Here is a 19,357-nt window from a genome sequence, read left to right on the forward strand (position 1 = left end):
TTACCTTCCTTGAAGATTGATGTATTTGCCAACCGACTCGCTGAGGGTGGACATGGACCGCTGAGCCGCCTCATGCTGACGCTGGGCTGCAATCAGATCGACGAGTTCCTGAATCGGCGAGACGTTGGAACGCTCCCGCACATTCTGCACGATCATCGGATTGACCTCTTCCGGAGACAGCTCCTGAGGTGCCGAGAACAGGGTGGCTCCCGCCGACTGCAACTTCTGTGGATCACTGAAATTGACAATCTCCAGCTTGCCGATTTCCACCTGTCGGGCGAAGATCGTTCCATCGATCCCGACCCGGATGTCAGACAGGGGTGTATTGGGAGGGACGGTGATGTCTCCCCCTGAACTTCGGACCGGAAGCATGTCCGCTGTCACCAGCCTGTTCTCTTGATCCAGCTGAAAGGTGCCGTTGCGGGTGTAAAGAGGTCCTTTCGGCCCCTCCACGACAAAGAAGCCCGCTCCCTGAATCGCCATGTCCAGCGGGTGATTCGTTCGTTCCATCGCCCCCTGGCTGAAGTCCGTCCGTATCTTGTCGGAATTGACACCGTGCGATTCGAATTGAACTGCGTTCCGCAGCTCTTCGTCGAACTGGGTTTCCTTGGATGACTGCATGACCGACTGCCGGCGGTATCCGGGCATCTGTGCATGCGCCAGGTTCTGAGCGATCACCTCGTGACGCTTTGCGGCTGCATCCATCGCCGAACTGGCGCTGTACAAACCATTGAGCATCGATCGGCTTCCCTTCCTCTGATGCGGTGAAAACTCGCTGAACTTGAGTCGAATTCGCAACCGCAACTGACAGCGGAGACTCCACAGGCACGCGTAGCGATTCTCCTGAAGAAAACGGTCCCGCAAAGATTGGTCGTCATCCGGTTTCTGCCGGGTGCAGGAAGAATTTGCCGGTCAATCCGAAAGAACCGTTAAGACCCGTCGACAACAACTTATTTTGCCCAGCTTAAGGCGCGTCCTTCGTAAGTGCAGTTGTTCCACGCACATTGACGACCGGGCTTGAGCGATTTTCCGCCTGAAACGACCGATTTCTACAAAAAGCCAGACAAACGCTGCATATCCCTCAAAGTTTACCACGGCCAATGTCGAATCTATGAGGTAGCGAAACCTCGGACAGCTTTTGTCGCTCCACGGACAACTTCCAAGGCAGTGGAACTCACCAAGCGGTCAGGTCATTGAAATGGCAGAAAAAGACAAACCAGAAGAGGGAGCTGCTCCGGCAGCGAAATCAGGAGGAGTCCTCCCCTGGGTGATCGTCGGTACCGTGGCAGCGGGCATCGGAGCTGTCGTTCCTTTCGGCATGTCCATGATGGCCGGACATCCGGAAGAGAAGCCCAAGACTGCACAGCCTTACGAGACCACTCCCCGCAGCAGTGCCATGAAATTCCTCCCGTACCGGGAAGTGACGGTCAACCTGGACGAAGCCCGCATGAACCGCTACCTGCGGCTCAAGATCGTGCTGCACATCCGGGAGTCCGACGAACATGCGGTCTCCTCGGCCATCGCGAAGAAAGACCTGATTCTCAGAAACTGGATGGTCAGCCATCTCTCCGACAAAGAGCTGGATGACATTCGCGGCAAGGCTGGCCAGAACATGCTTCGCCGGGAAATCCGGGATTACTTCAATGCCACCCTGTTCGACGACAACTACGACCGCATCTACGACGTGCTCTTCGATGAGTTCAATGTTCAGTGAGGATTCGAGGACAGAGGAAATCTGCTCAGAAACGACTTGTTCCCTCTCCTCTGTCGACTTCTCCCTCCACGACAGCTGCCATGACCGACCCCTCCCCTCACAGCATCCTCGACTTCAAGAGCCCTCGACGGCCCACAATGGAAGCATTGCGGCAGCTGTCGACGTGGCAATCAAACATCTGCTCGCACACCCAGGACAGCTGGTCGGGTTTACTGGCTCACAAGGTTTCGATTCAGGCAGGCAAAATTGAGTCGATGCAATACCAGACCGCTCTGCATCGCCTTCCGGAAGATGGTCTGGGGGTCTATTTCTCCTTCGGCGAAGCTCTCCTGCCGTCGATGCTGGTCTTGTCCGGACGACAGGTCATGGGCCTGATTGCGGATCTGCTTGATCTGCCGGCGGACCAGTTGCCCGTTGCAGCCTCCCTGAGCGCCGCGGAAGAATCGATGCTGGAGCTGCTCTTCTCCAAGCTGGCGGACGCTGTCGGGGAAGCCTGGCCGCAGTCGAAACCCCTGCAATGTCAGTTCCTGGAAACGACCTCGCGACCTCAGCGAACGCGGCTCTTCCCGATTGGAGCTCCGCTGTTCTCCATGCGTCTTAAAATGGTCTCCCGCTTCGGAGAAGAAGCCTGTACCTGGCTGATGCTGAAGGAAGAGACCGAGCGTCTGATCCTGGAAAACTTCGTCGAACCCGAACCGGAAGAACGGGGAATCAATCCCAACCTGCTGGAGCTGACGGAAAAAGTTCCGATGGAAATCACCGTTGAGCTGGGGAAAGTGGAACTGCGCATGTCTCAGGCCTCTTCCCTGGCAGTCGGAGATGTTCTGATTCTGGACCAGTATGTCAGCCGTCCACTGATTGCAACGCTGGACGGGCAACCGAAATGGGCCGGAACTCCCAAACGGATCGGTTCCCGGCAGGCGTTTGAAGTGACCCATACGATCGATGGTGATTCCTTTTCATCATTGCCGAAGTTCACCAATGAAGACGAAGAAAACGCTGCTTAGAGCGGTTTTGCCAATAATCTATAACGTTCCGCAGGCGATAATATGGACTTTCATGCGGCGAAAATCCTGAATCGCCTGCACATGATAGACCAAACTGGTCTAGAGCAGTTTGAATTTGCAGCCGGGACGTGCGGAGCCCCTGGCATCAGATCGAAAGAGGAGTCCGGTTATGTCCGTGGGACAAGAAGAACAGCAGACGACCAACGTTTATCCTGTGGAGTTTCCAGCAGCGGGTGGGCCACAGCTCGCCGGGGCCCGTGTGCCGCTGAACAGGTTCTACGACGTCAATATGACGGTGTCGGTCGAACTGGGGCGGGTCACCATGCCGATCGGCGATCTGCTTCATCTCTCCGAAGGGGCGGTGATTCAACTCGACCGTCTCGTCAGCCAGCCCGTGGACATCATTGCTCAGGGAGTCCGGTTGGCACGGGGTGAAGTCGTTGTCGTCGAAGAACGGTACGCGGTCCGCATCACCGAAATCGAAGCAGCGGACTCGCCTGCAGACCTCAATCAGAAGGCAGGACGCAAGTGAAATTCAGTCGGGCTTCTCTCTGTTCTCTGATCGCCGCATTGACACTCCTGGCCGGAGTGTCGACAGCGGGCGAAGCAGAAGAAGCTGCGCCGCTCTGGGACGGCATCCAGCGTCTGAATATCAATCTCGCTGCTCAAGAGACACCGCCATTCCTGCAGCTCGAAAAGGATCCTGCTGAAGGCAAACGGCAACGACCCGCACGCGCGAAATCGGGGGCCGAAACGGTCTCCGGGATGGCGATGCGATCGAACCCGGCTGAGGCGGTCGACCATAAGAATCAGCTGCGACAGTCCCTCGTGCGGGACGGGCAAAGTTCGCTGGAGAGTCGCGACAGCCTGACCAGCGAAGTTGTGAGCGTCACCAAGTGGACGATCGTGATGCTCATTGTCGGCGGAGTCACGATTGTCGGTCTGAAGAAGTTCCAGCTGAAGTCTTCGGCAGAAGGAAACACGGGCAATCGAATTCGAATTCTGGAAACGTTGAATCTCGGTCGCAATCAGGGTTTGAAACTGGTGGAGGTGGGTGGCGAGCGGTTTCTGGTGGCAAGCGATCAGGCAGGGATCAAAGCGGTCACCATGCTCCCCAGCTGGCCCGCGATGGATCAGGAAGAATCGGCCGAACAAAGACTGCAACTGTTCTCAGGCGAACCCGGAATATTTTCAGCGAGTCAATCGGAGCTGGCTGCCGGATAGCAGCCTGAAGAGAAGTCACTTCGGTCCGCTGGGCGGACCTTACATTTTTCAAATGTCACGGATGACATGGTAGACCCCACCACAGTCAGCAGGATGCTGGAAACGGAATCGTTCCAGAACTTGTCGCCTCAGTTGAAGGTGGCATTGTTCCTGGGAATGATGGCGTTTCTGTCGTCGGCTTTGGTCACCATGACCGCGTTCACGCGCATCGTAATCGTGCTTTCATTCATCCGACGTGCTCTCTCCACGCAGGAAATTCCGCCCACACAGGTGATCCTCGGGCTGTCGCTGTTTCTGACCATGTATGTCATGGCTCCCACGTTTCACGAGATTGAATCCAAGGCGGTGGTCCCGTATCTGGATGGGACGATCAACGGGGCACAGGCGTGGATGAACGGAGCGGATGCACTCAAAACATTCATGCTCAAGCAGACCCGCAAGGATGATCTGGCGTTGTTCGTCGAACTCTCCGGGCACGGATCCATCGACACTCCCGCGTCAACGCCCCTGACCACGCTGATTCCCGCCTTTGTGATCAGCGAGCTAAAAACCTCGTTCATCATGGGCTTCTGTCTGTATCTCCCGTTCGTCCTGATCGACCTGGTGATGTCCATCATCCTGATGGCGTTGGGAATGATGATGATGCCGCCGGTGGTGATTTCCACTCCCTGCAAAATTCTGTTGTTCGTCCTGGTCGATGGCTGGCAACTGATCGCCCGGGCCCTGAGTTTAAGTTTCGCGTGAAGCGGGAAGTGTTCAGGCACTTCCATTCAACATTGATTCGCACATGAAATCCGATCTTCCAGTCCGTTCCAACTGGCTCTGTCAGAGCGAAACGCTCTTGTCGATGGGGCTCTTGGGCGTACTCGTGATCATGTTGATCCCGCTGCCGCCCGTGCTGCTCGACCTGCTGCTGGCGGTCAATCTGAGCATCTCCATCCTGCTGATGCTGATCACGTTGAACACGCGGAAGGCTTTGGAGTTTGCCGTCTTTCCGTCGCTGTTGCTGCTGCTGACGCTCTTTCGACTGTCACTCAACGTCGCCACGACACGACTGATCCTGCTGTCCGGCAACGCGGGGTCCATCGTGGAAGCGTTCGGGAACTTTGTCGTCGGGGGAAACCTCGTCGTCGGGATGGTGATCTTCCTCATCCTGATTGTCATTCAGTTCGTGGTGATCACCAAAGGTTCCGGGCGTATTTCGGAAGTCGCAGCGAGATTCACATTAGATGCGTTGCCCGGCAAACAGATGGCCATCGACGCCGAGCTCAACGCTGGTGCGATTGATGAAACGATTGCCCGCAAGCGCCGCACGGAACTGGCACAGGAAACCGAGTTCTATGGGGCCATGGACGGTGCCAGCAAGTTCGTCCGCGGGGACGCCATTGCGGGCCTGCTCATCACCGCCATTAATCTGGTTGGAGGAGTGATCCTTGGAGTTTCGCGAGGAATGACCCTGATGGGGTCAGTCACCACGTATTCCATTCTGACCGTGGGGGACGGCCTGATCTCGCAGGTTCCCGCACTGATCATCGCCACCAGCGCCGGTATTCTGGTCACGAAGACCACCTCCGAGTCCAGTCTTGGACAAGAAATCGAAACTCAGTTCCTCAAGCAGGAACGGCCCCTCTGGTTCGGCAGCTGCATTCTCGCCCTCATGGCATTTGTCCCCGGGATGCCTTCGATTCCGTTCCTGGGGATCGCCGGTGGACTGGCTGTCTACCTGATCACCCGCAAGAAGCAGGCGGATCGAAAAGCGGCTGCTATCAACGATCCTGCATTGACCCCGCAACCACAGCTGGTTGAGAGCAATCCGGAAGATGAAATGCGGGAGTTCCTGGCGACCGACCGGGCGACCATCGAAGTTGGACCACGGCTGGTGACGCTGATCAATCCCAAATCGTCCAAAGGTCTGGCGGAGCGGATTCGCAATCTGCGTATCGATTTCTCCCGCGAGAAGGGGCTGTGGATTCCCCCGATTCGGGTTCGCAGCAGTCTGCAGCTCGACCCCGATCAGTATCGAATCATGATTGCCGGGCGCCAGGTCGGAGGGGGCATCCTGCGCACGGAACGTCAGCTGGCAATCGCTCCAGAGAATGTCCGGGTCGATATCCCGGGTGAAGCGACCCGGGAACCTGCCTTCGACCTGGCTGCCAAGTGGATTGACAGTTCACTCGTCAAGCAGGCTGAATCGCATGGCTATACCGTCGTCGATTCCACGAGTGTGTTGATCACACATCTCGGTGAGATTCTCAAGCGGCATGCCCATGAATTGATCACCCGCGAAACGCTCAAGCAGATGCTGGAACGTGTGCGGGAATTCGCTCCCACGATCGTTGATGAACTGAAAGGGGAGTCGGTCCGGATGTCGGTTCTGCATCAGGTCATTCAACAGCTGGCTGAAGAAGGGGTCCCGCTTTCCGACTTGGCACTGATCCTGGAAGCGGCTGCCAACCATGGCCCGCAGTCCAAAACGGCAGACGAACTGACAGACAAAGTTCGCGAAGATCTAGGTCGACTCATCTGCGAGCGATTCAAGTCCAACGAAGGACATCTCCGGATTCTGGCCTTGGAACCCAAGCTCGAAACGAAAATGCGGGAGTCGCTGCGAAACGGTCAACTCGCGCTGGGCCCCGGACCACTCGACGCCCTGATTCGAATTGTCGGAGAACACTGGCAGACTAGCGTTCGACTGGAAAAACCATTGGCCCTGATGACGGACAGGGCGTTGCGTCGACCTCTGCGACACCTTTTGATGCGAACGGCACCCGGCATGGGGTTGATCGCCTATCAGGAAGTGCCCGGAGAAATTTCACTCGACCCGGTGGCCATCCTGTCTTACCCGGAACTCTTTGGAGCGGAGGAGAGTCGTACTGCCGGAGCGGCCAACTCCCCTGCTTTAGCAGCAGCATAATTCATCACAAAGTCACGACAGCCTGTTGACGTTTTCGATTTTTAGAGAAGCAGAACATGGTTCAGAATTCGACATCCCGAAATCCACGCGAAGCCTCCTGGGGGGCCGCTGCGGGACTGTTGACCGCCTGTGGCGTCACTTTGACCGGAGTGTTTCTCGACCTGCAGCAAATGACCATCATCACGCGCGCTCTCATCAGCGGATGTGCGGCAGCGTGCATCGCCACCCTCTTCGCCTGGGGCTGGCAACTCGTCACCCCGCAACAGGAAGAAGACTGAAACACTCCATTGATCTGACATCCTTCCCATAAACAGCCCCAACCTCCTGAGACAACGAATCGCATGGAAGCGGCAGTCCGGGCTTATCAGAACGTGACGCAGAAAGAGTTTCGCGACCAGTTGGTCGTCGAACATCTGGACAGCGTGCGCCATGTGCTCGGACGAGTTGTCGGCGGGTTGCCCGGTTTCGTCGATGTGGAGAATCTCGAATCGGCCGGGATCCTTGGACTCGTCGAAGCGGCTGCCCAGTTCGATCCTTCTCGCGGAGTCGAATTCATCACGTTCGCCTACCACCGCATCCGGGGCGCGATGCTGGACGAGCTGCGTCGAAACTGTCCGCTCCCACAATCCATTCTGCAGCAGTGGAGTCTGATCCGCTCAGCGTGGAACAGTCTTGGAGAACATGCTCCCGTCGCCACGGTGGCGGAGCTGACAGGTTTAACCGAAGAAGAAGTCGAAAGCTGCATCACCGCTGTCCGTGTCGCTCAGCCCGAATCCTGGCATGAGGAAATGGCGGACTGGAAGAGCTCCAGAAGCAGACAACTTGACCCCACCCAGTCACTGGACGCGGAAGATGAACAGCGATTGCTGGCCAACGCGATCGAACAACTTCCCGAGCGACTGCGAGTGGTGTTGTCTCTTTATTACACAGAAGAACTGCGGCTGGCCGAAATTGGAGAAGTGCTGTCGCTGTCGGAGTCGCGGGTTTCCCGCCTGCTGACCAAAGCACAACTTCAGCTGAAATCGATCCTCGAACGGACAGCTGCGAAATAGAAATTCCACCGGCTGGCCGAACCGGTCACCGGAAATCAACCAGACATCGAAATCACAATCACATCGAGAAGGCAATGTCATGTCGCGTACCGCGGAGATGAGTCCGATCCTGTCGAGCAACCATGTCCGGCTGGCGACGCATCCGATCTTTGTCGCGGAGAAGCATGCCGACGGAACGCCGATCGTCACATTGCGTCGCGAGGGAAACACGATTCGCGAAATCCAGATTCGCTGCCCGTGCGGAGAGCTGATTGTGCTGGACTGTCAGTACGAAGCCGCATGAAAAGCACCGAGGCCTGTCCGGAATCACTTGAGGAAACCATGCACCATTCACATCGTCACCTTCGATGGGCGTTGAGCGTCATGCTCTGCAGCTCCGCGCTGGCGGCAGGGTGTCAGAGCGTGCGCGGAGTGACTCAACAACCGCCCCCCACGGTGGCTCCTCCATTATCAACCCCACCCAGTGACGTAGTTCACGCCGGCGGAGTTCCTGCCGTCGCCGCGCCGCCGCAGCTGGCCGATCTGCAGGCTCCCGCTCCCAGAACGGCGATCATCCCGCCGGATCCGCATCAGTGGACACCGACCACCACTCACGCTGAAAAGCCCGTACAAACCGCTGCTGCCACGTCCGCCAATCCCGTTTCCGTTGCTTCGCGCCCGGCTGCTGACGATTGTCTTCCTTCGGAGCCGGAATGGCGTCGCCAGATGGAGGAACAGACGACCGAACTGCAGAAGCGATTCACCCAGGTTGAAGGCGACCTCGCCACGACCCGGGAGAAACTGCAGAACGTGACCCAGTCGCTGCAGGCGTCCCAGCTGAAGATCGAGCGACTCAATCAGGAGGTCGTCCATTGGAAGGGGGAGGTCAAGCGGCTCGAAGAGGACATGAAGGCACAACAGCTCGCCGACTTGAAGTCACTGGACGAGCTCACGGAATCGATGCATCAGGTCCTGCTGCGACAACAAGCCCAGGCTGCTCCCAGGCAAGCGGGGAAAAAATGAGCACCGATCAGCCGATTCAATTCGACCGCAGAAGGTGGCTGTCCACAGTCATGACAGCGGCATCGATGGCATTGATCCCGACGGGATGTGCCCAGCTTCACCGCCGGAAGAATCGTGAAGCGAAGCAGGAGGACAGTGAAGCCGCCTGCACCAACGCCGCCCTGCGAATTCAGCGACGATTCTTCGTCTCGTCACAGGGACCGCTGGGGGTGAATGGCGAAGCAGGAGGGTTCGCCCGGGAAATCGTTGCAGCGATGAACACGATCCCCGGATGCTCTGCCATCCTGCTCCCCTTGAACTTTCCGATCGACCCGCCCCCGGGGATGCCGCCAGGGCCATCACCCCAACTGCTCAGGTATATCGAAGCAGCTGGCCCGAGCCCGGCTGTCGACGAACTGCTGGTGGTCCACGTCACCGACGTGGCTCCGTTCCGACCGATGCGCATCAGCGCGGTGCTGGAACGAAGATCAATCGGCGACGGGACGACCCTTTCCCGCGACCACAAAACCTGGAACGCTCCGCTCGACATGGATCCGCTGTCGCCGAATGGATTCAATCGTTTCCTCCTCAACCATCCCCCGCCGATGGGAGTTGTGGAAAACCACGAACTGAATCGCCTCAGCCCGCAGACATTCCAACGGGGCGTTGCCGAACAGGTGGCGACAGAAATCGCCCGCAGTCCTTTGTGACCGTCACGGCTTGTCACAGCAGACCGGCCATCAGAACTCAAGAATCCCCCTTCGCTGCCCCCTGACCTCTGCCCCCTCTTCCCGTCCCAACACAAAGAGCCGCACAACGGGTTGTGCGGCTCTCCGCTTTACAATGATCTCGCGGCGTTACCGGATCAGGTTGTTCAGTTCCTGCAGGATGTCGTTCGTCACGGTGATCGTCCGTGAGTTGGCGGAGAATCCCCGCTGGGCGATGATCAACCGGGTGAACTCCACTGCGATATCCACGTTCGATTGCTCCAGCTGACCGGATCGCACCAGTCCCGTTCCGTTCGAACCGGCGCGACTGATCTGAACATCGCCGCTGCTCAGACTTGCCGAGAAGAAGTTTCCGCCGACCGCATTCAGGCCTTGCGGATTCCGGAATGTTCCGATGGCGATCTGCGCGATCGGGAACTGAATTCCGTTGCTCGCAATTCCCTGCACGGTTCCCGAGCTGTCGACCTGAACCGAGGTAAGCACGCCGTTGCCATAGCCGTCAGTGGATGAAGTCACCGAGCCATCCCCTGAGTAGGAACTCAGGGCACTTCCCGCAGCGGAGCCTCCGTCGAGTACCAGCGTGAACGTCAGTGGTGTCGTCTGTCCCGCAAACTGCGCGACCAGCTTTCCGTCACCTGTTCCTGAACCTGTAATTCCGCTGAACGTGCCGTCGGAATTGAATGTGATTCCGGAGACCTGATTGTCAATCAGCGTTCCTTCCGAAGCATCCATGGATGCGGTCATGGTCCAGGTTCCATCCAGTTGCTTCACAAACTGATAATTGATCGTGTGCACGCCGCCGGCAGAATCGTAGACCTGAGCCCCTCCTTGAATCGTGGCCCCATTGGATCCAGACTGACTGACCACCATGGGCGAAGCGGCAAAGTGGGTTTCTCCGGCGTTCCCGGCACCATCAGCCAGAGTCAGGCTGAGGAACGATGGACCGGGCACGTCCGATTCCATTCGAAGTGCCCCCGTTGCCTCGATGGTCGCAGTTGCCCCGGGGAACGCTCCGTTCAGGGCTGTCAGCAGGTCACCCACGGTCGTCGTGTTACTGACCGGGAGTGAAACGGACACCGCTCCCCCGTTCACATCGGTTCCGGAAATCGTGATCGAATCGCCGGCTGCATAGGGGGTTGTCGTGGAGTCCAGACTATTGAGCAGCGTGCTTGCTGTCGCTGCAACTCCTCCGGCCAGCCACGGAGCCGAAGTCAGAATCTGAGACTTCGGCAACGCACCGCTGGCCGGCAGGTTCCCGCTGACGGTGATATTCTCGGTGGCTTTCCCAGGAACGCTTGCCCCCAGCGGAATGTTAATGTTGGATTTGCCCACCGTCTGAAACGATGGGTAATCGTCACTCGATTCCCCGATGGTTCCGAAACGCTGAATGGGATATCCCGTCCCTGAGTCGACCAGCAGGCCGTTCTTATCGATCTGAAACGTACCAGCTCGCGTATACAGGTTGCTCGTCCCGTTGTTCGCGACGAAGTAGCCGTCACCATCGAGTGCCAGGTCCAGGTCACCCCCGGTTGATTCCAGACTTCCGGCCTTCAGCTTGGTGCGTGTCGAAGAGAGGACGCTCCCGGTTCCGATCTGAATCGGGTTGGTTCCCCCCGAAACACCCTGTGTTCCCCCCGAGCCTCCCCGCAGCGTTTCATACAGAACGTCGGAGAAGACCGCGGATCGTTCCTTGTAACCCACCGTGTTCAGGTTGGCGAGATTGTTTCCCACAATCTCGATCATGGCCTGGTGGGATTGCAGACCGGAGACACCTGTGATGAGTGAGTTCGCCATGAGAATATGTCCTTATCAGTGAATTTCAAGAATGGTTCGGAATGATTTCAGTGAATCAAAAGAGCGGGCGTTTACGCTTCGGGCATGGAAGACATCACGCTGGAGATATCCCCCAGCGGAACCTGTTCGCCGTTGATTGTCAGGACGAGGCTTCCTTGGACGACGCTGGCAGCCTGCACGACCCCCATCTCGTCCGCCTTCGAGACATTCGAAAAGTACTTGACGTTTTTGCCGACGAGACTGGCCCCTTCCGTGAGCGACTGCAGCTTCACGAGATCCGCGAAGTTGGAGTTCAACTGCTCAATTCCACTGAGTGTCGAGAACTGTGCCAGCTGTCCCAGAAAGTCTTCCTGAGAGGTCGGTTCCAATGGGTTCTGATGAGCCAGCTGCGCAGCCAGCAGTTTCAAAAACTGCTCCTGCCCGATCTGTGAGTTGAATCCAGAGGGAATTGCGACTGCCATGATTTCTCCTCGACGACTGGTTGTGTGCGATGAATTCCGGTCTATGCCCGGAAACTGAACGGATGAGAGGCCGACGCCGCGAAATGCGATTCACTTTGGGAAAAGGCGTCCCGGGCCTCTCTGGCCAACTGTGAGTTTTCAAAGTTTTCGCGGAACTGCAGCATCTCTTCAGGCGATGTCCCCCTGTGATGCTGTGAAAGATCGAAATGGGACAACGCCAGCCCCTGATCGTTCAAAGCCTGAGTCAGCTCCGAAGCATGTTGATCGAGCAATGCATGTGTTTCCCCGGACGCTGCCGAGATGTGCATCGCCAACTCTCCGGATGCCGAGCGATGAATTTCGATTGTGATCCCGCCGAGTTCAGGCGGGTCGAGCCGGATCTGAAATCGCTGGCTTCCGCCCTCTTCGACCAGTCGCGATTCCACGACAGCTGAAGAAACAATCTGCTCAATCGTTCGCGGTTCAAGCCGTGCGGAGGATTCCGATCGAACGTCGACAGCAGGTGGCAGCGACTCCAGAACTGAACCGAATTGAGTTGCCGATGGGACCTCCCTGGTCAGGTGACGCGGTGCTGGCTGAACCGATCTGATCCCTTCGGAATCGTCGATCGAGACTTCCATTGGAAGGTGGTTCACAGTGTTCCAGAGAAAGTCATTCTGCTCGCCCGGCACGGTTGCCGATGCAGGAATCGCCTGTTCGCCAGAGACGTTCAAGGGACGTGAGCTGCGAGGTCCACTCGGCAGTGATTTCAACTCCGCAACTTCAACACGGCTGTTGACAGTGCGAACCTGCGTTGGAGCCAACTGAATTCGCTGTGACGCTTCCTGCACTGCGGCGGTGACTGGCATAGAACCTTGCGTCGCAACTGCGATCACTGGGGGAACGTCTGGAACACTGTCCGTTTTTGAAGCTTCAACCGCTGCGAAAACCGAATCTCCTTTGGAGTCGGTCGAGATGTCAGCAGGAACTGCGGAAGGTGTTGGCTTCGAAGTGATTTCTTGAGAATCGCCAGCGGCGACCGCCCCTGGATTCGGGTTTTCTGTTTCAGTTCGGCCAACCGAAGTCCTCTCTGTCGCAAGGAGATTCCCTGCAATCGGAGCGAGTGGCGATGCAGCACCGAGTTCACCGGTGAACTGCTTTAACTGCGTAACAAGTGTCCTGATCGGTTGAGTTGTCCACATCCCCTGGACCGAAGCGAATCTCAATTCCGGACGAATCGCGAGCGGTTGACGAGGAGCGGAATTCTCTAACGACGGGAAGGAATCTACGGTCGAAACCAGCGGCGTCTGAACTTCCGTATTGAGAGTCAACGTAAGTGGTACACCCGCAGCCAGTCTCCAGTCGGTGTCATCAGAAGCCGTCTTGCGCACGCGTTCATCAGCAGGAACTTCCGGGCTGTTGTCTGGAATCAACGAAACCGGGGCCCGCAACGTTTGATCGTTCTCCAAACGTTCCAGGATGTTGATCGAAAGACTCGAGCCTTCATTCGACGTGAGATGCACAGTTTTGATCTGGCGATGAGAGTCACCGCGGACACTCTCCTGCAGCTGCACCGGGGCGTTCACAAGCAGAGATTCCGCCTGCGCATCCACGTCGGATGTTTCCTGCAGCGTTTCGATCAACGACGGACCCCTGGCGCCGGATGTCACTGACGAGCGAAACGGAAAATCGCTGATGATCGCCTCGCGGAGATCTCGCTGTGGAATTCCACCGTCTTCTACAGAGTGCACCGGGGAAGGGGCCAGGCTCGCGGGTTCCCGACGAAGCGGTGCACTGACCTGCCGCATCAAACTCAGAAAGTCAGGCGGCGCAGCCTCTGTCCCAACAGAGAGTTCACTGCCGGGGAAAGCCTCCTCAAAGGGCAGGCCAGGACGTGGAGCGATCGACGTCACGTTGAAGAGACCTGCGAGGTTTGAGGGGCCCAAAGACTGCACGCGACATTGCTCCTGAGGCGGTGATGTTTCAATTTGAAAGGGGAAGTCTCTGGCCCGGATGTTTCCGGCGATGAATCATGTTCAACTCGTGTTCATGCGAGAGACTTCCACGCTGCATTTCTCCTGAGCAGCGTTCGTGCCATCGCGTTGTCTATTGTCCCGGATGTCGACTTGGCACGCCCCAAGGTGAACAGTTATCGGTGGTTGCAATCCCGGTACTGCGGCCACTTCCGAAGCGGCTGTTTCTGCCGGAGGAAAGAAATACCCAGCGAGAGGAAAGTCTTTCCTGTACTTCACTTCAACTGACATAACCCAGCTTGCGATAGTGCGACACCTTGTTGCGAAGTGTGCGCGGCGTCACCCCCAGAGCAGCAGCAGTCTCTGTTTTATTTCCCCGGTAACAGCGGAGCCGATGCAGGATGACCCGGCGTTCAATCTCCTCCAGCGACAGATTGTCAAAGGAGAGTTCCGGGTCCGCCGTCTCGGGACCGGCCTGGAAGCAGACAATCCGCGGCGGAGTCGGCAGCTCGACGTGGTCGATCGTCTCCGAAGCGGAAAGGATGCAGCTTCTCAGGATGACGTTCTTCAGTTCGCGAACATTGCCCGGCCAGTCGTAATCGCACAGCTTCTGCATCACAGGCCGCGTGACCCCCTTAACCGTGTGATCGAGTTCCGGCTGCGCCAGGCGGATAAAGTGCTGAACCAAAGGGGGAATGTCTTCTTTGCGATCGCGGAGTGGAGGGAGGTTCAAGGCGAGAACATTTAGTCTGTGAAACAGGTCTTCGCGAAACTCGTGGTCCTGCATCGCCTGTTCGAGATCACGATTGGTCGCTGAGACGAACCTCCCTTCGAACTTCTGGATTTCGTTTCCGCCAACCCGATGAAACTCCCGCTCCTCCAGAACTCGCAGGAGTTTCGCCTGCAGCGGCCCGGGCAACTCACCGATTTCATCCAGAAAGAGGGTTCCGCTGCGCGTGGATTCGCAATATCCGATTCGACGTGCTCCCGCGCCGGTGAAGGCTCCTGCCTCGTGACCAAAGAGTTCACTTTCGATCAAGGTTTCCGACAGCGCAGCACAGTTGAGGCGAAGGTAGGGTTGCGACTGGCGAGGACTTTGATCGTGGATGAGCCGGGCGACCAGTTCTTTCCCTGTCCCGCTTTCTCCGTGGAGAAAGACGGCAACAGAACTGCGTGCATAACGCTTTGCCTGCTCTAACACCTGCAGCATCGATCTGGACTGAAAGACGATCGGCATGACCGTGGCTTCTCCCTTCCACGTGATTCGAAAAGCATTTGCCTGCGTGGGCCGGAAGATCTCGTTCCAGCCAATCACCGCCCCCCGGCGGCTTCCCTGCATGCGATCTGACCCAGCTCAAAGGCCGGATCTCCTGGTCGTCATCTTGCGAGCTGCTGATAGGCCCGCTGCATCTGGTGATGTCGCACCACCCGGTCCATTCCCGGAATGGCTTGTGCCCGATACCGTTCCAGACATTGTTCCAGATGATTGATCTTCCCGATCAATGTCTTCAGAACTTCTTCATGCTGCTTCAGGATCTGCCTCAATTCCGCACCGGGCCGCGTCCTGGAATCGATCCATTCCTGTCGCAGCGGCGCCAGTCCCAGTTCAATCTCCTGAGCTTGTTGCATTAACGGCTGCAGCCTGCCCAGGCAGTCCGTAATTTCATCCGCGGAGCGGGGCTCTTCCGGCAGGCTGGAGTGAAGACTCGCCAAGGCCCGTCGATAAAGGGCGTCCGCACGACGCAGTTCATTGATCAGCTGCTGTTCGAGTGGATTTTCGTGAAAGGTTTTCAATCTCGGTCTCCCAGGCTGCCAGCGTCTGCGAAAGTCGCTGCACGTCTGACTGCAATTGTGCTTTGGAATCCAGTTCGTTGAGCCACCAGCTGGCGAGCTTGCCAATCCAGTCGGCATCCTTTTCCGCGAGAATCCGCCGATAGATCTGTCGAGCCTGATCGAGGTTGCCCAGTTTTCGATGACAGCAGGCCTGCATGTAGTCGGCCCAGATCTGATCTTCTCGCGACAGCTTGGTCAGGTCCGTATGTCTGAGAACATCCAGACACGTCTCCGACTGACCTGTCCCGAACAGACTCGTTGCCAGAGCGAACCGATCGATCGTCCCTTCAACAATGACTGCCTGTGGCGGCGCCGGTGTGGCGGCCACCTCCTGCGAGGGAAGGAGACGCGGAGACTCCGAATTGACCGGCTTTTGTTCAGAAGGTTTCGAAGATTCCTCTTCATTACGGCTGTCTACGAAGACCGGTTCAATCGGTCGATCCTGTTCCGGAACAGGCTTATCTGAAGCAGGCTTTTCCGGAACAGACGTTTCCGGAGCAGGTTGTCCGCTCACCGGAACGGGCAACTGGCTGAGGATCTCCATTTGGCGTTTGAGTTCGCGAAACCGCTGTTCCTTCTGACTTTTCAAGTCAAGCGGAACACCCGTGGCAGCAGGCGATGTGGACGGTGTGCCTGAGGCCGTTGCTGTTGCCGTGCTGAACAGAGGCATCGGTTCCTCCGCCCACACAACAGCACTCCCCAGCAGGCACCAGGCCAGGAACGTTCCCCACGGGGACGCAGCCATCCCATGTCTTCCGGAAATCGTGCGAGATTCTTGAGGAGTCATTGAACCCCCTGACTTGGAAAGGGGAGGGCGGCAGTCGGCGGAATTTCTTTGGTGTTCACATCCGGGACCATCCCGCTGAAACATCGCACTGCGAATTCGTGCTCTCCACGGGACTGATAAATCTGCCCCATCAGTCGGAGCGCAGCACGACGCTCTTCCTCGGAAATGTGCGGATGAGAGGAAAGTTCCAGACTCATCTTCAGGGCGCGTTCCAGATCTCCGCTGCGGAAGACCGTGGTGGCTTCTTTCAGGCGGGTCTGGAAGTACACCGCTGGAGGCCGGACATACGACGGCGACGAATTGACCTGCGGCCGCAGGTCGGTCAATTGTTCAGGAGCGTCCTCAAGCAGCATCAATCGGGCATGATTCTGAAGGGGATATGCGTACGAGCCATTGAGAGTCAGCTTCAGGACAGCAATCTCCTGCTCGAGCATTCCGAAGTCACGAAACGCCTGTCCTGCCAGCCACGGCCAATGACCGCCGAAACACCTGCCGGGATCGAGGTTCGTCAGGCATCCCAGCAGCGCGGTTCCAGCCCGGAACTTTTCGTGCTGATCTTTCCCCGCACGATATCGAATGAGATTGGACAGGAACGCAGCCTGATCCTGTTCCGGGGTGTCGACGAGGCAACTGCGATGTTCCATCAGAATTTCGTTGGCACGCTGATAATGTTCCAGCAGCATGTAAGCGGATGCCAGTTGCAGCGCAGCCATCGGTTCGAACTGTGTTCCCTCCGCCAGCACCAGCGCACGTGTCAGCGGAGAAATCGCGTCACGGGCACGCTCATTTTCAATCTGTATTCGACCGGCGTACAGATAACTCAACGATTCCAGAGGATGTCCCGAGAGCAGGTCCGCAGCACGGTAGAAGGCATTCAGCGCGACATCGAGCTTCCCCAGCTGCAACTCGATCTTGGCCAGATTGAAGTAGCCGACCGCCTGAAACTCAGAGCGGGGATACTGCAGCAGCATCGTCGAGAGATGACGGGCCGCGACGTCGAGATTTCCGGATTGAGCCGACAGTCTGGCAAGTTCCAGTGAAGATGCAGCAGCCCACGGATGCTCCGGCGCATAAGTGCAGGCAAAACGGAGCGAACGCAGGGCCGCCTGCGTTCGATAAGTCCTGACTTCTTCCGGCTTGGCATGCCGGGTCATGAAGATCAGCAGGGCGTCCTGATCCGTCTTCCAGATCGTTTCAAAAGGATCCAGTATCGAATCCAGAACCAAGGATAACGGAAGATTCTTCAGATCAGGCTGAACAGTGAACTCCTGCAGCCTGAGCCGGGCTTCCTCTGTAATCCGTACTGTCAGTCCGGTGCGGTTGGCCACTCGCCTGACCAGCTCGAGCACTGTCATGCGCTCGCAGCGGACGTTCACGAACGTCTCTTCGGGAGCTGCGCTGAATCGCTCCACTACGAAAATCTCGTTGGCACTTTCAGCCGGATCCTTCGGCGGGCTGACGAGCGGTCCGGACAGGTTGCTGATGACCTGATAAGGATCCACTTTCATTGTCGGTGTCAGCAGAGACTCGTCGGCGTAATGGTTCCCGGTGTTACTTCGGATCAATCCCAGAGAGGGGACTCGCTGCGATACCAGAAGAGCCAGTTCGTGAGGGATCTGGGAATGCGTTGACCCGCGAGGCTGACTTGTCCCTGTGAGAATCGCGCGGAACAGCGTGGCGGCCGCAAGTTCATTTCTGCCAGTAGCGCACCACAGGCGGGCCTGGCCGAGAATCGCTGCCTCCAGGTAGTCCGGCCCGGGTCGCAGTTCAACAACTCTCCGATAGCTGGCCTGCGACTGCTGCAACTCCCCCAGCAACTCCTCACACAAGGCGATCCGCAATCGCACGGCCGCTTCCTGAAAATGGGGGGCCTGGTTCAACAACGCGGAATACGCTTCATATGCATTCCGGTAGTTCCCCACCATCAGAAGCTTATCTGCGTTCGCCAGTTGTTCTGCCGGCAGTTCGGCAGAATGCCCCGCAGCAGGACGTGCCCCCTGGCCGGCAGGAGCCTGCGTCTGAACGAGAGGTTCGTCGGCAGGGTGGGCCGTGGTTGCAGGTGTCGTCGCGACAACTCGCTCCGCTGATCCGTCAGCAGCTTCCTGATCGTCGACCGGGGGAAGCTCTTCAGCGGATGCCGAATGGGCCTCGTGGCCTCCGTCTTCACCATGAGAGGATGCTTCGGCATGAGTTGCCGACTTGTTCTGAAGGTTCTGCAGAAAGAACCCCAGTCCGGTCCCCACGACGAGGAACGCCACTCCCGTCAGCGCAAGAAGGAGCGTCCGCAAGGAACCGGCAAGACCTGCCGCCCTGGGAGTTTGCTCCGGACTCGACTCGGGTGATTTCATTGAAGGTGCGTCTGGGGCGGAAAAGTCGGCACGACCACTACCATCAGCGCGACATGGAAGTGAGATCGACTTTGAATCGAAAAAGAATTTAGGAAAAAGGGAGCAAGTCGACGGGAAAGCCTTCGATAACTCTGATGTCCCGAGTTTGAAGAGAATGGGTTCATGCAGATCCGCCGATACGACACCGAAAGCCACGGTTATGCCCAGCCGAAATCCGCACTGCGGGTTTCGGGTGAGCAGAGCGGGAAGTCGCAGGCGACTTCCGGGGTGTCGCGGGCGGATCTGGTTCCCAACACTGCAGGGACATCCGATTCACGGCTGGCGGGATTGACGGCACGGCTCAAAAACCTGCCGCAGATTCGCACCTCCGCAGTCGAAGCAGCCAGGGAGAAACTGGCGAGAGGCGAATTCACAACTCGGCAGGCTGCCCAGCAGCTGGCTGCCACAGACTTGCGTAACGAATTTTTTTAACCGTCCGTCACCCCCAAGAGATGAATTGATCAGGGACTGAATTGAACGCCGCAGGGACGTGGCAACATCAACACCAAGCGGACTCATCCAC

At 57.5% G+C, this 19,357-nt stretch carries 20 protein-coding genes; 12 read left to right on the forward strand and 8 right to left on the reverse strand.

Going from position 1 to position 19,357, the window contains the following annotated elements:
* Positions 1–738: a flagellar hook-basal body protein gene (locus tag SH661x_RS02715; RefSeq protein ID WP_437227766.1), complete on the reverse strand. Its 738-nt coding sequence runs from the start codon at positions 736–738 to the stop codon at positions 1–3.
* Between the two features lie 460 nt (positions 739–1,198).
* On the opposite strand from SH661x_RS02715, the gene SH661x_RS02720 reads away from it, so the two are divergent.
* From SH661x_RS02720 to SH661x_RS02770, 11 genes are all read left to right on the forward strand, one after another.
* Complete coding sequence (locus tag SH661x_RS02720) at positions 1,199–1,714, forward strand: flagellar basal body-associated FliL family protein (protein ID WP_437227768.1); 516 nt, start codon at positions 1,199–1,201, stop codon at positions 1,712–1,714.
* Between the two features lie 80 nt (positions 1,715–1,794).
* Positions 1,795–2,721 carry a FliM/FliN family flagellar motor switch protein gene (locus tag SH661x_RS02725; RefSeq protein WP_437227770.1) on the forward strand — a complete coding sequence of 309 codons (927 nt, stop codon included), beginning with the start codon at positions 1,795–1,797 and terminating at the stop codon, positions 2,719–2,721.
* 169 nt (positions 2,722–2,890) lie between these two features.
* The gene (fliN, locus tag SH661x_RS02730; RefSeq protein WP_437227772.1) at positions 2,891–3,253 is read left to right on the forward strand and encodes a flagellar motor switch protein FliN; all 363 of its coding nucleotides are present in this window, start codon (positions 2,891–2,893) and stop codon (positions 3,251–3,253) included.
* Positions 3,250–3,945 carry a flagellar biosynthetic protein FliO gene (locus tag SH661x_RS02735; protein ID WP_437227774.1) on the forward strand — a complete coding sequence of 232 codons (696 nt, stop codon included), beginning with the start codon at positions 3,250–3,252 and terminating at the stop codon, positions 3,943–3,945. The genes fliN and SH661x_RS02735 overlap by 4 nt, the downstream gene beginning before the upstream one ends.
* A 120-nt stretch (positions 3,946–4,065) precedes the next feature.
* Positions 4,066–4,689 carry a flagellar type III secretion system pore protein FliP gene (gene fliP / locus SH661x_RS02740; RefSeq protein WP_437227776.1) on the forward strand — a complete coding sequence of 208 codons (624 nt, stop codon included), beginning with the start codon at positions 4,066–4,068 and terminating at the stop codon, positions 4,687–4,689.
* Positions 4,690–4,732: 43 nt separating this feature from the next.
* Positions 4,733–6,859 (forward strand): flagellar biosynthesis protein FlhA, encoded by a 2,127-nt coding sequence (locus SH661x_RS02745; protein ID WP_437227778.1) that lies wholly within the window; start codon positions 4,733–4,735, stop codon positions 6,857–6,859.
* Positions 6,860–6,915: 56 nt separating this feature from the next.
* Complete coding sequence (locus SH661x_RS02750) at positions 6,916–7,137, forward strand: hypothetical protein (RefSeq protein WP_437227780.1); 222 nt, start codon at positions 6,916–6,918, stop codon at positions 7,135–7,137.
* A gap of 63 nt (positions 7,138–7,200) precedes the next feature.
* Complete coding sequence (locus SH661x_RS02755; protein WP_437227782.1) at positions 7,201–7,911, forward strand: sigma-70 family RNA polymerase sigma factor; 711 nt, start codon at positions 7,201–7,203, stop codon at positions 7,909–7,911.
* A gap of 79 nt (positions 7,912–7,990) precedes the next feature.
* Entirely contained in the window at positions 7,991–8,194 is a 204-nt protein-coding gene (locus tag SH661x_RS02760) for a hypothetical protein (RefSeq protein WP_437227784.1), read from the forward strand.
* Complete coding sequence (locus tag SH661x_RS02765; protein WP_437227785.1) at positions 8,191–8,913, forward strand: hypothetical protein; 723 nt, start codon at positions 8,191–8,193, stop codon at positions 8,911–8,913. The genes SH661x_RS02760 and SH661x_RS02765 overlap by 4 nt, the downstream gene beginning before the upstream one ends.
* Positions 8,910–9,602, forward strand: coding sequence for a hypothetical protein (locus tag SH661x_RS02770; RefSeq protein ID WP_437227787.1), 693 nt, complete (start codon positions 8,910–8,912; stop codon positions 9,600–9,602). The genes SH661x_RS02765 and SH661x_RS02770 overlap by 4 nt, the downstream gene beginning before the upstream one ends.
* Positions 9,603–9,749: 147 nt before the next feature.
* Here the strand turns inward: SH661x_RS02770 and SH661x_RS02775 are convergent, their stop codons facing one another.
* From SH661x_RS02775 to SH661x_RS02805, 7 genes are all read right to left on the reverse strand, one after another.
* Complete coding sequence (locus SH661x_RS02775) at positions 9,750–11,414, reverse strand: flagellar hook protein FlgE (RefSeq protein WP_437227789.1); 1,665 nt, start codon at positions 11,412–11,414, stop codon at positions 9,750–9,752.
* A 71-nt stretch (positions 11,415–11,485) separates the two neighbouring features.
* Positions 11,486–11,875, reverse strand: a complete 390-nt coding sequence (locus tag SH661x_RS02780) for a flagellar hook assembly protein FlgD (RefSeq protein WP_437227790.1) — start codon at positions 11,873–11,875, stop codon at positions 11,486–11,488.
* Between the two features lie 41 nt (positions 11,876–11,916).
* Positions 11,917–13,497 carry a flagellar hook-length control protein FliK gene (locus SH661x_RS02785; RefSeq protein WP_437227792.1) on the reverse strand — a complete coding sequence of 527 codons (1,581 nt, stop codon included), beginning with the start codon at positions 13,495–13,497 and terminating at the stop codon, positions 11,917–11,919.
* 610 nt (positions 13,498–14,107) lie between these two features.
* Positions 14,108–15,064, reverse strand: a complete 957-nt coding sequence (locus SH661x_RS02790) for a sigma-54 interaction domain-containing protein (RefSeq protein ID WP_437227794.1) — start codon at positions 15,062–15,064, stop codon at positions 14,108–14,110.
* A 140-nt stretch (positions 15,065–15,204) separates the two neighbouring features.
* Positions 15,205–15,621, reverse strand: a complete 417-nt coding sequence (locus SH661x_RS02795) for a hypothetical protein (protein ID WP_437227796.1) — start codon at positions 15,619–15,621, stop codon at positions 15,205–15,207.
* Positions 15,575–16,405, reverse strand: a complete 831-nt coding sequence (locus SH661x_RS02800) for a hypothetical protein (protein ID WP_437227798.1) — start codon at positions 16,403–16,405, stop codon at positions 15,575–15,577. Before SH661x_RS02800 ends, SH661x_RS02795 begins: the two co-directional genes overlap by 47 nt.
* Before the next feature lie 38 nt (positions 16,406–16,443).
* Entirely contained in the window at positions 16,444–18,795 is a 2,352-nt protein-coding gene (locus SH661x_RS02805) for a hypothetical protein (RefSeq protein ID WP_437227799.1), read from the reverse strand.
* Between the two features lie 162 nt (positions 18,796–18,957).
* Between SH661x_RS02805 and SH661x_RS02810 the strand changes: the two genes are divergently transcribed.
* The gene (locus SH661x_RS02810) at positions 18,958–19,266 is read left to right on the forward strand and encodes a hypothetical protein (RefSeq protein WP_437227801.1); all 309 of its coding nucleotides are present in this window, start codon (positions 18,958–18,960) and stop codon (positions 19,264–19,266) included.
* Positions 19,267–19,357: the final 91 nt, after the last annotated feature.

This window comes from Planctomicrobium stercoris (assembly GCF_051465655.1).
Lineage (GTDB): Bacteria > Planctomycetota > Planctomycetia > Planctomycetales > Planctomycetaceae > Planctomicrobium.